This is a genomic window from Cobetia sp. UCD-24C (assembly GCF_001306765.1).
GTDB classification, from domain to species: domain Bacteria; phylum Pseudomonadota; class Gammaproteobacteria; order Pseudomonadales; family Halomonadaceae; genus Cobetia; species Cobetia amphilecti.
This window is the reverse complement of sequence record NZ_LJTD01000004.1, coordinates 474444-489070: the sequence shown is the minus strand read 5'-3', so window position 1 is coordinate 489070 and position 14627 is coordinate 474444. Positions and strand designations below refer to the sequence as shown.

The window sequence follows — 14627 nt, the reverse complement described above, 5'->3', positions numbered from 1 at the left end:
TTTAATGACAGACTACCGCTTCGATACACAAGAACCCCGCCAATTGGCGGGGTTCTTGTGTTTCTGGCTGGCATGCTCTCGGCATCAATCGCCCAGATTGCCGCCCTTCTTCTTGCCCTTGGCGGCCGACTTGCTGGTGTCTTTGCTGGAATTCTTGCTGGCTGAGTCCTTGCTCGCCGCCTTCTTGTCAGCGCCGGCCGCTTTCTTGCTGGCAGACTTGGCTGATGGCTTGCTGGCCGCTTTCCCTTTGGCACTGGCCTTGCCGGTGGCAGCACCTTGAGGGGCGGCAGTGGAAATGTCGGTTGATCCAGTCTCAGCGGCCTTGGCGGCGACTTGCGCCGACGCCACCGTCGGCTCCTTGAGCAGGCTCAGGCGTTGACCGATTTCCTGCCACAGGCTGCGATAGCTGACAGCCGGTGAGCTGTTGCGCGAGAAAGTCCCGATGGGTTTGCGCTCGATTCCCATGCGCTCTACCACGCTGGAATACGGGATATAGCCACTGAGCTGCAGCGGATAATCCTGCTTGAGTGATTCCATCACATTCTTGTGCAATGTCTTGCGTCGATCCACCAGAGTGAAGAACGGCCAGACGGGTACATCGAGATCGATCTCGGCCAGATAGGCGTTCAATTGCTCCAGGGTACGCAGCGACAGAACCGTGGGAATGATCGGCACCAGCAGGGTATCGGCAGAGGCGAAGACCTGCTCGGAAAGACTGGAAATGCTCGGCGGGCAATCGAGGATGACGAGATCATAGTCATCGCGAACCGGCTTGAGGACCTTGCGCAGTCGGGTACGCTTCTCTTCCTCAAGAATGTGGTCGAGGTTGCGGTAGGAGAATTCCGCCGGCAGGACATCCAGGTTCTGATAATCCGTGGAACGGATGACGCGGGACATGTCCTGCTTACCGCTGATCAGTTTCTCGACCCCCCCCTTGAGCTTGGGCTTGGTACGCACATAAAAGGTCGCAGCGGCCTGCGGATCAAGATCCCACAGCAATACACGCAGGCCACTGTTGGCGGCACAGTGCGCCAGATTGATGGCAGAAGCGGTCTTGCCCACGCCCCCTTTGATGCTGTACACCGCAGCAATTTTCATGGCTCCCTCCCGTCATTCCAGTTTGTGCAACGTTAGCACAATCCGGTGCCATGTCCCTGACTGACAACGGTGAAAGAGGAGAAAATGATATGACATTTTTATGTCAGACAGGCTCTCGCTCATCGACCAGGCCGCGCTTGAGCAACTGGTTAGTGAGGCGATTGAGCAACAATCCGTACATCGGCAGGAACAGCAATATCGAGATGGCAAGCTTGATCGCGTAATCCACCCAGGCAATCTCGATCCAGTGAGCCGCCATGAAAGCATCGGGCCCATTGCGGAACGCTACCGAGAAGAAGGCAAAGGTGTCAGCAAGATTGCCGAATAAGGTCGACGCCAGCGGCGCGATCCACCAGTGGGCATTGCGACGCAGACGATCGAACACCTGAATGTCGAGCAACTGACCGATCACGTAGGCAATGAAGCTTGCCAGCGCGATACGGGCCACGAACAGGTTGAAGTCAGCCAGTGCCTCTACCCCGGCAAAACTGCCCGCCTGAAACATCACCGACACCATGTAGCTGACCAACAGCGCCGGCAGCATGACCAGCGCAATGATGCGTCGCGCCTGATGCTTGCCGAACAGACGCACCGTCAGATCCGTTGCCAGGAAGATGAACGGGAAACTAAAGGCGCCCCAGGTGGTATGGAAGCCGAACAGAGTCATCGGCAACTGCACCAGATAATTGCTGGCGGTGATGATGAGGATGTGAAACAGGGCCAGAGCGACGAGTGCGCGCTGCGTCTGAGCAGACGAGAGGAGTAGCATTGCAGGTCCTTTTTGAATCCAAGCCGTCGTCCAGGGGTGAGGGAACCCTGTCACGAGCGTGTTGAGGTTTGCGTCGTCGATTCTGACATCAGCTGCCATGGCCTGACATCGGCCTTGACGCCTTGTCGCAGCGATTGAGCGCTGCAGGCATGCGTCAGCCGACATGCTTCACTGACAACCGCCGCGAGGCTTGCACGTCGTCAGAACGCAAAATGGCCGCGCATCGTATCACGATGCGCGGCCATTGACAGGTGCCTGCGGGGAAAATCTGGCCAGATGGTCAGGCCGTCAGTCTCCCCCGGCGCCCCTTACGTTGCAAAGAAAGCGATGCAATGAAATCCATGCAATGAAAGCGAGTGACAGAGTCATTTCTTCCAGATGCTGGCATCGACCTTGCCCTTGAGCTCCGGGAACTGCTCCGGATCAAAGGTCGGCTCCTTGCCGGCCTTATGCTGACGGTCGTAATCCTTGAAGATACGGAAGGCCAACGGCGACAGCAGCAGGATGGCGATCAGGTTGATCAAGGCCATCGCGCCCATCGACAGATCAGCGAAGTTCCAGATGTTCTTCAGGCTGGCGACAGCACCGAGCATGACCATGCCGAGCACGGCGAAGCGATAGACCATGATGACGGCCTTGGCGTTCTTCTTGCCGGCGATGTACTCGATGTTGGACTCGCCATAGGAGTAGTTCGCCACCAGCGAGGTGAAGGCGAACAGCAGAATGGCGATGGCCACGAAGCCGCCACCCCAGCTGCCGACCTGTGAGGACAGCGCCGCCTGGGTGATCTGGATGCCGTCATTGCCGCCATCGTTGCCCAGGGTGCCGCTCATGATGATGATGGCCGCGGTCGCGGTGCAGATGACCAGGGTGTCGATGAACACGCCCAGCATCTGGACGAAGCCCTGGGACGCCGGGTGCTTGGTGGTCGCCATCGCGGCGGCGTTCGGGGCGGAACCCATACCCGCTTCGTTGGAGAACAGACCCCGCTTGATGCCGTTCATCATTGCCTGGGCGATGGTGTAACCCAGCGCGCCACCTGCGGCCTGCTCAAGGCCGAAGGCACTGCGGAAGATGGTGCCCAGCGCCGCCGGCAGCTCGGTGATGTTGATGGCCACGACGAAGATGGCCAGCAGCAGATAGAGCAGCGCCATGATCGGCACGATCAGCTCGGCGGTACGCGTGATGCGCTTCATGCCGCCGAAGATGATCGGCACCATGACCACGACCAGCACAACGCCCATGATCCACGGAGGCACGCTGAAGGCCTGCTCCATGGCCAGTGCGATGGAATTGGACTGCACGGAGTTGAAGGCCAGGCCGAAGGCGATGATCAGACACACGGAGAACAGGATCGCCATCCAGCGCTGACCGAGGCCCTTCTCGATGTAGTAGGCCGGACCACCACGGAAGGTGTTGTCATCGTGGGAGACCTTGTAGGCCTGCGCCAGGGTGGACTCGATGAAGCTGGTGGACATGCCGACCAGCGCCGTCATCCACATCCAGAAGATGGCGCCCGGGCCACCCAGGGAAATCGCCACGGCGACACCGGCGAGGTTACCGGTACCGACGCGCGCCGCCAGAGAGGTGGCCAGTGCCTGGAAGGAAGAGATGCCGCCTTCGCTGCCCTGACGAGACGTGGCCAGCAGCTTCCACATGTGTCCGAAATAGCGGAACTGGATACCCTTGGTCATGACCGTGAAGAAGAGACCCGCTCCGATGAGCAGGTAAATCAATACACTGCCCCACAGCAGGCCATTGCCTGCATCGATCAGCGCCAGAATCGGCGCTGGAATGATGGACGTTGTTTCCGACATGTCGGTCTCGCTTTGGCGGGTTTTTGGTCTTGTCGACGCTGCCAGGGCAACGGAAAGCCCATGACTTTCCTGCGACTGACAGCGAGCAACCACTACGATGGGGTTGCTCGACATGCTTTGGTGAGCGCCATTCTTCATATCCCACGGGGATAAGCAAGAAGAGCCCACTGTAAAGCGGTCTTCTACGCCCGAATTCTAGGGGAAAAATAGCGCAATGGCGGTGTTTTTCACTGCGACCTAGACTTTAGGTGAACACGGTAATGTTTCACGTCTTGTTTGGCTCGGGCATAATGCGCCCCCTTCCGGAAGTCGCCGCCTGCCAGTGGCGGCCCAGGACTTGTCGGGCGCAGGCTCGCGACTCATCGATTGCCGTTGCGCAACGGCGATCCCGCGAGTGTGCGCTGCGATCAGGCGGTGCAACTCCCTGACACCCACGCACCATAACCGCCATAACGGCACCCGGTAGCGCGCTTTGTCCCGGCGCCTGCCTTTGATTACAGGTGATACATGGAACTGACCAGCTACGCGGCGTCCCCGCTTTCGCTGCTCGCCCCGATCATAGCCATCGGTCTCGCAATACTGACACGTCGTGTCATGCTCTCCCTCGGGCTGGGTATCGTGTCAGGCGCCCTGCTGCTGAATGATTTCTCGCCGCTCGTCACGCTGCACTATCTCTGGCAGCAGCTGGTTGCCGTCTTCATCGAGATGCCGGACAGCGGTCAGCTTGCCGATGCCAGCCTCAACAGCTGGAATGTCTATATCCTGCTGTTCCTGCTGGCACTGGGTGCCATGGTCGGCGTGATCACGCTGGCAGGCGGCACCCGTGCCTTCGGCAACTGGGCGCGGGCTCGTGTCACGACCCGCCGTGGCTCGCAGCTGATGACCGTGCTGCTGGGGGTATTCATCTTCATCGATGATTATTTCAATAGCCTGGCCGTGGGCAACATCTGTCGTCCGCTGACCGACCGTCAGGGGCTGTCGCGCGCGCGCCTGGCCTATCTGATCGACTCCACTGCCGCGCCCGTCTGCGTGCTGACGCCGATCTCCAGCTGGGGTGCCTACATCATCAGCCTGATCGCCGGTATCTTGGCGACCCACCAGATCACGGATGTGAGTCCGTTCGGTGCCTTCCTCGAGCTCTCCGCCCTCAACTACTACGCGATTGCGGCGCTGGTACTGGTGATCGCCTCGGCCTGGTTCGACATCAACTTCGGTGCCATGCGCCGTCATGCCATCGCGGCGCGCGACGGTGAGCTTTTCGATGCCAAGCGCGGCAATCCGCCGGGCAACACCCACGTGGAAGAGTCCGAGCGTGGCCGCCCCATGGACCTGCTGATCCCGATCATCGTGCTGGTCATCGCGACCTTCTTCATGATCGTGCAGACCGGCGCCAGCGCACTGGCCGCCGAGGGTGAGGCCTTCGGCCTGATTCGCGCCTTCGAGCTGACGGATGTCGCCAAGTCGCTGATCATCGGCGGCGCCATCGGCCTGCTGGCCGCGGTAGTGATGCTGCTGCGTCATCGCATGGGCGCTGGGCGCAGCCTGAGCGCCATCGCCCAGGGCGCCAGCTCCATGCTGCCGGCCGTCTATATCCTCGTCTTCGCCTGGTTGCTGACCGGCATCATCGGCTCTCTGGGGACCGGACAGTACCTGGCCACGCTGGTCGAGGGCGTCGTGTCTCCGACCTGGCTGCCGATGCTGCTGTTCGTGCTCTCCGGCCTGATGGCCTTTGCCACCGGCACCAGCTGGGGCACCTTCGGCATCATGCTGCCCATTGCCGGTGACATGGCGGCCGCCACCGAGCTCGCCATGATGTTGCCGATGATGGGCGCGGTGCTGGCCGGCTCCGTGTTCGGGGATCACTGCTCGCCGATTTCCGACACCACCATCCTGTCCTCGACGGGTGCCAGCTGCCATCACATCGATCACGTCATGACCCAGCTGCCCTACGCCCTGCTGGGTGCTGCGATCTCGCTGATCGCCTACCTGGTGATGGGCCTGACCGACAGTACCCTGTTCGGCTGGTTGAGCCTGGCGGGTCTGCTGGTCATCAGCATTGCCTGGCTTGCACGCCGCGAGATGGCCAATCCGGTCGTGGCACGCGCGTGATGCAATAAATGCTGCCTTGCTAAAAAAAGCCCCCGCCATGTCTCATGGCGGGGGCTTTTTCATTATTGGAGCAGCGCGAGCCGCGTCATGCGTCCGCAATGTCACGTCTTCGACTCACGCGCTTCGGTTCATGCGCTGCGTGCCTCACTCGCCTGACCGACGCCGGCCTCGCTCAGCGCCTCACGCACATCTTCCAGGCTTGAGGGGTCATCTATCGTCGAGGGCACCTGGTATTGCTCACCGGCGGCGATCTGACGGATCATCTTGCGCAGTATCTTGCCGGAGCGCGTCTTGGGTAGACGCTCGACGATCAGCACCTCCTTGAGCGAGGCAAAGGCCCCGATTTCCTGGCGTATCCGCTGGGCAAGCTCGGCGCACAGGCTGGCTTCATCCCCCTGCCAGCCATCCTTGAGAATCACCAGTCCCAACGGCATCTCGCCCTTGAGCGAATCCTCGATGCCGATCACCGCACATTCCGCGATCGCGGCGTGTGCACCGAGCACCTGCTCCATCTCGCCCGTCGACAGGCGGTGCCCCGCCACGTTGATGACATCGTCAATGCGTCCCATCACGAACAGATAGCCCTGCTCATCGAAGTAGCCGCCATCACCGGACAGGTAATAGCCGGGGTAGGCGGCAAGATAGGCAGAATGGAAGCGCCCGGGGTCCTGATAGAGTCCGGTCAGGCAGCCCGGCGGCAGCGGTTGGCGCAACACGACATTGCCCTGCTCTCCCGTGGGCACCTCATCCCCCATGCCATCGAGAATCTGTACATTGAAGCCCGGCAACGGCCAGGTGGCGCTACCGGCACGCGCCTCGACCGGTGCCTTCACCTCGCGGCTACCTTCGGTGAACATGTCGAGGCCCAGCAGGTTGCCGGCGATGGGCCAGCCGGTTTCGGTCTGCCACCAGTGATCGACGACCGGCACCGGCAGGAGATCGGCGAGCCAGTGATAGGTCGGCGGATCCAGTCGCTCTCCAGCCAGGAACAGACTGCACAGGCTGGAAAGGTCGTAATTGGCCATATGACTGGCTTCCGGGTCTTCCTTCTTCATGGCACGAAACGCCGTCGGCGCAGTGAAGAAGCAGTTGATGCGGTATTCCTCGATCAAGCGCCAGAAGGCTCCGGCATCCGGTGTCTTGACCGGCTTGCCTTCATACATGACGGTACTGGCCCCCATCAGCAGCGGGCCATAGACGATATAGGAGTGACCGACGACCCAGCCGATGTCCGAGGCCGCCATGAAGGTATCCCCGGGGCGGGTCGCATAGAGAAGCTCCATTGAATAATGCAGCGCCACGGCGTAACCGGCGTGATCACGCACCACACCCTTGGGCTTGCCGGTGGTGCCGGAGGTATAGAGGACATAGAGAGGTTCGCTGCCAAGCATGCTGACCGCTTCGGTGGCCTGGGCGCTGGCCAGACATTCATGCCAGTCATGATCACGCGGCCCGAGTGTCGCCCGCTGCTGTTCACGCTGCAGGATCAGACAGGCTTGCGGGTTATGTTCGGCAAGCTCGATGGCTTCATCCAGCCAGGGCTTGTAGGGAATGATGCGATCAACTTCCACCCCACAGGACGCCGCCATGATCACCTTGGGCGCGGCGTCATCGATACGTACCGCCAGCTCCTTGGGGGAAAAGCCGCCGAAGACCACCGAATGCACCGCCCCGAGGCGTGCACAGGCCAGCATCGCCATCATGGCCTCGGCGACCATCGGCATGTAGAGCACGACACGGTCGCCCTTCTCCACCCCGAGATTGCGCAGCGCTCCCGCCAGCAGGGCCACCTCATCACGCAGCTCACGAAACGTGTACTGCCGCTTGCTCTGGGTGACCGGCGAATCCCAATACAACGCGACCTGATCCGCGCGCCCATTGGCGACGTGATGATCCAGCGCGGCATGGCAGATGTTCATCTCGCCATCGATGAACCAGCGCGCATGTTGTTGCTCATCCCAGGCCAGAATGGTCTGCGGCGGGCGAAACCAGGCGATGCGTTGCGCCTGCTCAGCCCAGAAGTCTTCTGGCGTCTCGTTGGCTCTCGCCGTCAGGGCTAGATAACGCTCGCGTGCACAGGAGTGATTGGCGTCGGGCATGGCGTACCTCGTGATCCACGAATGTCGTTATGGGCATCTCTTGCCTGTCCTGACGCAAGGCCTTGTCACCGGGGCCCGTTGACCGGACCTCTTTTCATGTCCTCATTGACGTCGCTCGCCAACGGCGATGCGACAGACGACGATGGAGGAAGGACAGGCAGGACAGAGATGCCTGAACCGATAGTTACGTTGAAACCTTAGGCCAAAAATCGCCCTTCAAACGTGCTCGGCTCACCGTTTTCAGCGTCTGATGGTCTTATACTCAGTCCTTGGTCGCAGACGACCTGACAGCGTGAAAGGCGTCATTCGCGCAATAAAACATACGCTTGAACGCGGTCTCACAGCAGATGCGACAAAAAGTCAAAGCCTGAGAGTGACAAAGTCGATGATTTATCGTTTAAGATTGTCTTGGACGTAGCACGCGGAGTTATTGATCATTCACTAAAACAAGGTTAGGTCATAACAACATGCCAATGGCCCATTGCGTCCCTCGGGATGCACCAAGATAGACCGACCGGGAGAGACCGCATGAACGCAACACTTTCTACAGCTGCAAGGAATAACCCCATGCCAGTGTCCAGCGATGCCATCACCCTGCACCAGGCCGGTGACCGCGTCATCGAAGAAGCCACTGCCCTGCTCAAGGCGATGGGCAACGAGAATCGTCTGCGCATCCTGTGCCTGCTCAGCGACAGCGAAATGTCGGTGAGCGAGCTCAACTCGCGCCTGGAACTGTCACAATCCGCCCTGTCGCAGCATCTGGCGATTCTGCGTCGTGAAGGCATGGTGCGGACGCGCCGCGCTTCGCAGACCATCTACTATTCGCTGCAAGGCCCCAACGCCGCAGGTGTCATTCGTGCCCTGCAGGACCTCTATAACTGAAAAAGGGCGCCAGCCGGTGACTGACGCCCTTTGAGGGGAATGTCGCTGAGTCACGCTGATTGTGACCCGCTAGACATCTGTATCACTCGCCGACTCCAACAAGATCGGGCAGGCCACGGAATGGCCTTCCAAGCCTCTTCTCTTCGCCCGCGACGGCAATCTGTCGCTTATTGCTGATGCCAGCGCGACTCCGCATTGCGCTCCAGCACGCGGTCCAGCACACGATCCAGACTCGATGTCACGCCCTTGCCGAAACGGTCCATCACGCGACGCGGCTTCTCGAGACTCACCTCGAAGATCTTGACCTCTTCCTTCAGATAGCGTGCCAGCAACGCCTGACTGGTACCGACCTCGTCGATCAGACCGATATCGATGGCTTCACTGCCATACCAGATATCGCCCTGGGACACTGCCTCGACGTCCAATTGCGGACGACGGCTGCCGACATGCTGCTTGAACAGCTCATGGGTGCGCGCCAGGTCCGACAGGAACTTCTCACGCCCTTCTTCACTGTTCTCGCCGAGCATGGTCAAGGTGCGCTTGTAACGCCCCGCCGTCAGAATCTCGACATCCACATCATGCTTCTTGAGCAGACGGTGCACATTAGGCACCTGAGCCACGACACCGATCGAGCCGATGACCGCAAAGGGCGCTGCCACCACGTGGTCCGCCGCACAGGCCATCATGTAGCCGCCACTGGCCGCGACCTTGTCGACCGTGATCGTCAGGCGCGCGCCACTGGCACGCAGGCGGTCCAGCTGTGCCGCGGCCAGGCCATAGGCATGCACCAGGCCACCACCGGACTCCAGTCGCAGCACGACCTCATCCTGCTCACCCAGCACGCCTTCCAGCGCCGTGATCTGCTCCGCCAGGCTTTCCACACCGCTGGCCTTGATGTCGCCGACGAAGTCGAGCACGAAGACCCGGCGCCCACGCGTACTGGCCGGCGCATCGTCCTTGTCCGCATTGCCGCCCTTGTTGGCTTTCGCCTTGGCCTTGAGCGATTTCTTGAGCGCCTTGGCTTCCTGCTTGTGCTTCTTGGCCCGCGCCTTCTCCTTGGCGGCGTACTCGGCCTCTTCCAGGCCGGCGTGGCTCAATTCGCGTTGATAGCCCTTGATGCGCTCATGCCAGGGGCGAATCTTCAGCTTGGCCTGGCGCTCTCCCGCTTCCCCCTGTCGTGCACGTGCAATGATGAGCACGATGGCCGCGATCGCGACCACTACGGTGATCGCCTGGGCCAGAAAGAGGCCGTACTGTGAAATCCATTGCATGCACTTGCTCCTGAAACATTGAAGAAGGTGTCTGATCTCTCGCCAGCACATGAGCGACAAACGCTCGCTCTCAAGTGCATGGCTGCCGGGCAGAAGGTCAAGGCATCTGCCACACGACCAGGACCCCATAACGAAATCACCGGCTAAAGGGCCGGTGCGGGATGGTACTCGATATGGGGGCAAACTTGCCCACCTGCAAGGCTGGCTGGCGCCTGGTCAGATTTCACACTACTCGCATTGTCATGGGACTGGCGTACCGCCTGTGCGAGTTCTCCAGGTGGCCTGGACGCCATCCGTACGTTATCTCTGTACGTTCAAAACTGGGCGCTGGAGCGCGGAAAACGGCAGATCGATCACACGACTTGATTGGAACGCTCGTTTGAAATAGTCTGATGTCAGTCTTGAAGGTCAGCAGCGTGATCACTTCATGGTGAGCAAGGTGATGAACGACACCCCACCCCTCGCCATGCACGTCATCTTTCCCCGTGATCATTGGCCTTTCTCCACCGCTAGCACTGACAAGGAATATCACCATGGCCGACGCCAACGCCGTCATCGACATGCTCAAGAGCCGTTTCAACCCCGAAGCCGCCAAGGGCATGGATGAGGTCTTTCAATTCAACATCACCGACAGCGATGACTACTACATGGTCGTCAAGGACGGCACTCTGGACGTCGGCGAAGGTGAGCACGATGATCCGTCCGTGACCCTGAGCACCGACAGCGACACCCTCAAGGGCGTGATGAAGGGCGAAGTCGACGGCATGCAGGCCTTCATGACAGGCCGCCTGAAAGCCACCGGCAACATCATGCTGGCCACCAAGCTGACGTCTCTGTTCCCGAACAAGTAAACGTCTGCTTGAGCAGGTGCATCGCTGCGAACAAGCCCGATGGAAGGGTCACGCGATGCACCAGCCAAAGAAAACGCCCCGGCCGATGGCCGGGGCGTTTTCTTTGAGAAGAGGCTTGCAATATCAGCGGCCCGTCGCGACCGAGCGCAGGAAGTTGTCGATCAAGGCATGCGAGATCGAGAACTTTGGGGGCAGCCCCGGCAAGTCTTCCGGCGTGAACCACTGGGCATCCTCAATCTCGATACCATCGATGATGATGTCGCCACCGGCATATTCCGCGTAGTAGCCCAGCATGAACGAGTGCGGGAACGGCCACGACTGACTCTGGAAATAGCTGACTGGCCCGACCTCGACACCGACTTCCTCGTGCACCTCACGCCGCACGGCTTCCTCTGCACTTTCACCGGCTTCGATGAAGCCCGCCAAGGTCGAATACATGCCCGGCCCGAAGCGCGGACTGCGCGCCAGCAACATCTCGCGGCCCCGGGTGATCAGCGTGATGATGCACGGCGAGATACGCGGGTAGCTGCGATGCTGACAGCCGGTGCAGTGCATGGCGAATTCATGCTCCAGACGCTTCATGCGCTTGCCACAACGGCCACAGAATCGATGGTCTCGCAGCCATTTGAGCACCTGCAACGCACTGGAAAGCAGCGGAAACTGATCACGTGGCAGCGTATGCAGCCACTGACGCGCGGCGGGCCAATCGGCACTGCCATTCTCACCGAACACCGCAATCGGCGCGCCCTGCCATTCCCCGAGGGCCACGGCGCCGCTGGGCCAGTCCGCGATGGGCTGGATGATGCCGCCATCCGGCGCAGGCGCCACGCCATCACGCCCCACGCGAATCAGATAACCATGGCGCTGGGTCACACGCGAGAGATCACGAATCAACATCAGGCGTCGTCTCCGCGGTTGCCTCGGCTGTCCAGACTGGCGCCATCAAGACTGGCACTATCAATACTGCCCAGTGCATTGATCGAGAGGCGATCGAACAGGCACTCATCGGCCTTGCCACGAATCTCTTCACACCAGGCCGAGTGACGCTCAAGCTCCAGCGCGGAAAGCCCGGGTGTGGCCAGACGTGGGCGATCGGCACGCAGGCGACGAACTCCGACGATACCGCCCTCCTCGCCATCGCCTTCCTCTATCACGTCCAGGCCCAGCGCCGTCTGGCCACCGGTCATCGCCAGATAGACGTCGCCGAGAATCTCAGCATCCAGCAAGGCGCCGTGCAGCACACGATGCCCGTTGTCGATATCGTAGCGCTTGCACAGCGCATCCAGGTTGTTGCGCTGTCCGGGGTGCTTCTCTCGGGCCAGCTTCAGCGTATCGAGAATGGCGCAGTGATCGGCGACCGGGCCCAACGGGTTGGCACGCCCGGGATTGATCAGCCCGAATTCGTGATCGATGAAGCCCACATCGAAGGGCGCATTGTGGATGACCAGCTGGGCACCCTTGATGAAGTCCCAGAAGGCATCGGCAATCTCGGCGAAGACCGGCTCGTTGGCGACTCGCTCATCGGTGATGCCGTGTACCCCGATCGCCTCTGCATCGATCAAGCGCTCAGGATTGACGTACTGATGGTAGGTGCGTCCGGTCAGGCGGCGGTTGATCATCTCCACCGCGCCGATCTCGATCAGGCGATGGCCTTCCTTCGGATCGATACCTGTCGTTTCGGTATCGAGAATAATCTGACGCATCTCAGACCTCTTGGTAAACAGTGACAGCTCCCTGATCGGCATCTGCCCTCACCTTCGGGCCGCGCATCAGGGTGCCTCAATATCGGATCCTGCATGTCCGTGCTCAAACACGGCTGGCCATCGCGCTCGGCGTGCCTGCCAACGAGGCACTCAGCGGCGGCGCTGCATCTCGTCGATGGCCTCGTTGGCCAGCGCATCGGCGCGCTCGTTGCCCTCATCGCCGCTATGACCCTTGACCCAGCGCCACTCGATATCATGACGCTCACTCTGGGCCAGCAGTGCCTTCCACAGATCTTCATTCTTGACCGGCTGCTTGGCTGCCGTCTTCCAGCCGCGCTTGACCCAGCCGTGCACCCACTTGGTGATGCCGTTCTTGACGTATTCGGAGTCGGTCCACAGCACCACCTGACAGCGCTTGGTGAGCGCCGTGAGCGCCTCGACCGCCGCCATCATCTCCATCCGATTGTTGGTCGTCTGGGCCTCGCTGCCATTGAGTTCCTTGCGATGCTTGCCACTGACCAGAATCGCGCCCCAGCCACCCGGGCCCGGGTTGCCACGACAGGCACCATCGGTGTGGATGACCACGCGAGTCGGCGCAGCCTTGGATTCGGACGTCGCAGCGGCGGAGGGATTCTGGGGTTCGGACGTGGATGCACTCTGGCTCACAAACGGCACTCTCGACAAAGGAAACGAAGACGGGCAAGTGCGACGGCTCTGGCTGTCACGACAGGGGCAAGCCTGGCTCGCAGAGGCGGGGCTTGGAAACCGCCCCCTGACAATCACTCTCCGATAGCCCTCCCGCGGCAACAGCAGGCCTCGCCACAATGAGTGTCATTCTACCCACTCGCATGCAGCATGGCCAAAGTCCCTGTGTTTTTTTACAGCTTTCCGCCAGGCTGAACTGAAGCCTTGAAGAAAAGGGAGCCCTGCAGCGAGCCGCCGAGCTAGCCGCGCTCGGACAGGTCTCTGTGCGACTCACGCTTCACATGCCCCTCCCGGGAATGCACCCGCGTGGCCTGGCCGATGGAGACACCGGGGATGGCGACACGCGGTCGCTTGGCATTCAAGGGTTGCACGTACCCGACATTGCGCCGCGCCCGTATCAACATCAGGCTGCCCAGCGGCAGGTTGTAGCGGCGCCCCATGCGTTCAAGCCAACCGTGTCGCAGGCGTAACCCCGGCAGGTGGAAGCCGGCATAGTCGATACGCTCGATCTCGAAATCCACGAAGGCCAGCCAATCGCGCAGGGCCGCCGGCGTTCGCCAGCTTCCCTCCCAGGGAGTGATGCGGCGACGGCGCGGGTCCAGACGCAGCAGCCCCTCGCCAGATAACGGCTGCCAGGCGACGATGACCAGACAGCCACTGGAGCGCAGGACTCGGGCCGCCTCGCGCAGCAGACGGTGTGGCTCCGGCGCGACCTCCAGCAGATGGTGAAGCATCACCAGATCCATACTCTCGTCCGGCAATGCCAGCTGGGTCAGCGGGCAGATCAAGGTGGAAGGCGACTCGGCAAGCGCCGCCTCGGGGCTCCATTGGATGGCATGGCGGATGGCGGAGAGCGACAGGAGGTCATTGCCGCCCGGGCCCAGGTTCAGGCTGTGAAAACCGAAGCAACGCTCGAACAGCGGCGACAGCATCTCGCGCTCCGCCGTCAGGATGTCCTGCCCATCCGGGCCCTCGAAAAAGGCACGCATGGCGCGCACATGGGCACTCAATTGGCGCGCATGCTGGCGCTGGCGCTCCTCGGCGGTCAGGGTCGCGCTGGCCTTGTCCGCACCGGAGTCATTCACACCAAAGGGGCCTTTCCACATCTTGCATCTCCCGGGCTTCAGGCGGGGAGACACTCCCCACGGCATAGACAGGCTTTGACACTTGTCTACATTCTCACACCATAAGAGGTTTGACACTTACCTGCTGGCTCGTCAGGCTTGTTATCCGGAAAATTCAGATTCCCGCCACGAATCAATCCACTGGGCATCATCGTGCTGGCTATTGGCCTTGCGATTGATGGCGCTCATGGACTTTGGC

General features: G+C 60.9%; 12 protein-coding genes. 3 read left to right on the top strand and 9 right to left on the bottom strand.

Going from position 1 to position 14627, the window contains the following annotated elements:
• Positions 1 to 84: 84 nt before the first annotated feature.
• The 3 genes from AOG28_RS08485 to AOG28_RS08475 all read right to left on the bottom strand — a co-directional run bounded on the left by AOG28_RS08485 (position 85) and on the right by AOG28_RS08475 (position 3684).
• Entirely contained in the window at positions 85 to 1098 is a 1014-nt protein-coding gene (locus tag AOG28_RS08485; protein WP_082388532.1) for a ParA family protein, read from the bottom strand.
• Between the two features lie 103 nt (positions 1099 to 1201).
• Positions 1202 to 1867, bottom strand: a complete 666-nt coding sequence (locus AOG28_RS08480) for a 7-cyano-7-deazaguanine/7-aminomethyl-7-deazaguanine transporter (protein WP_043332715.1) — start codon at positions 1865 to 1867, stop codon at positions 1202 to 1204.
• Positions 1868 to 2232: 365 nt separating this feature from the next.
• Positions 2233 to 3684: an alanine/glycine:cation symporter family protein gene (locus tag AOG28_RS08475; protein WP_054556053.1), complete on the bottom strand. Its 1452-nt coding sequence runs from the start codon at positions 3682 to 3684 to the stop codon at positions 2233 to 2235.
• A gap of 507 nt (positions 3685 to 4191) precedes the next feature.
• Between AOG28_RS08475 and AOG28_RS08470 the strand changes: the two genes are divergently transcribed.
• On the top strand, positions 4192 to 5793 hold the full coding sequence (locus tag AOG28_RS08470; RefSeq protein ID WP_054556052.1) for a Na+/H+ antiporter NhaC family protein: 1602 nt from the start codon (positions 4192 to 4194) through the stop codon (positions 5791 to 5793).
• Positions 5794 to 5921: 128 nt separating this feature from the next.
• Here AOG28_RS08470 and AOG28_RS08465 read toward each other — a convergent pair whose 3' ends face one another.
• A complete protein-coding gene (locus AOG28_RS08465) occupies positions 5922 to 7892 on the bottom strand; it encodes an AMP-binding protein (RefSeq protein ID WP_054556051.1) in 1971 nt (656 codons plus the stop codon).
• Between the two features lie 567 nt (positions 7893 to 8459).
• Here AOG28_RS08465 and AOG28_RS08460 point away from each other — a divergent pair.
• Positions 8460 to 8774, top strand: a complete 315-nt coding sequence (locus AOG28_RS08460) for an ArsR/SmtB family transcription factor (protein ID WP_054556050.1) — start codon at positions 8460 to 8462, stop codon at positions 8772 to 8774.
• 167 nt (positions 8775 to 8941) lie between these two features.
• Here AOG28_RS08460 and sohB read toward each other — a convergent pair whose 3' ends face one another.
• A complete protein-coding gene (gene sohB / locus AOG28_RS08455) occupies positions 8942 to 10045 on the bottom strand; it encodes a protease SohB (protein ID WP_054556049.1) in 1104 nt (367 codons plus the stop codon).
• Between the two features lie 533 nt (positions 10046 to 10578).
• Between sohB and AOG28_RS08450 the strand changes: the two genes are divergently transcribed.
• Positions 10579 to 10896: an SCP2 sterol-binding domain-containing protein gene (locus AOG28_RS08450; RefSeq protein WP_043332726.1), complete on the top strand. Its 318-nt coding sequence runs from the start codon at positions 10579 to 10581 to the stop codon at positions 10894 to 10896.
• Positions 10897 to 11019: 123 nt separating this feature from the next.
• Here the strand turns inward: AOG28_RS08450 and nudC are convergent, their stop codons facing one another.
• The 4 genes from nudC to AOG28_RS08430 all read right to left on the bottom strand — a co-directional run bounded on the left by nudC (position 11020) and on the right by AOG28_RS08430 (position 14410).
• Positions 11020 to 11793: an NAD(+) diphosphatase gene (gene nudC, locus AOG28_RS08445; protein ID WP_054556048.1), complete on the bottom strand. Its 774-nt coding sequence runs from the start codon at positions 11791 to 11793 to the stop codon at positions 11020 to 11022.
• Entirely contained in the window at positions 11793 to 12599 is an 807-nt protein-coding gene (dnaQ, locus tag AOG28_RS08440) for a DNA polymerase III subunit epsilon (protein WP_082388531.1), read from the bottom strand. The genes nudC and dnaQ overlap by 1 nt, the downstream gene beginning before the upstream one ends.
• A gap of 150 nt (positions 12600 to 12749) precedes the next feature.
• Positions 12750 to 13184, bottom strand: coding sequence for a ribonuclease HI (rnhA, locus tag AOG28_RS08435; protein WP_054556047.1), 435 nt, complete (start codon positions 13182 to 13184; stop codon positions 12750 to 12752).
• 359 nt (positions 13185 to 13543) lie between these two features.
• Positions 13544 to 14410 carry a class I SAM-dependent methyltransferase gene (locus tag AOG28_RS08430; protein WP_160317861.1) on the bottom strand — a complete coding sequence of 289 codons (867 nt, stop codon included), beginning with the start codon at positions 14408 to 14410 and terminating at the stop codon, positions 13544 to 13546.
• Between the last annotated feature and the right edge of the window lie 217 nt (positions 14411 to 14627).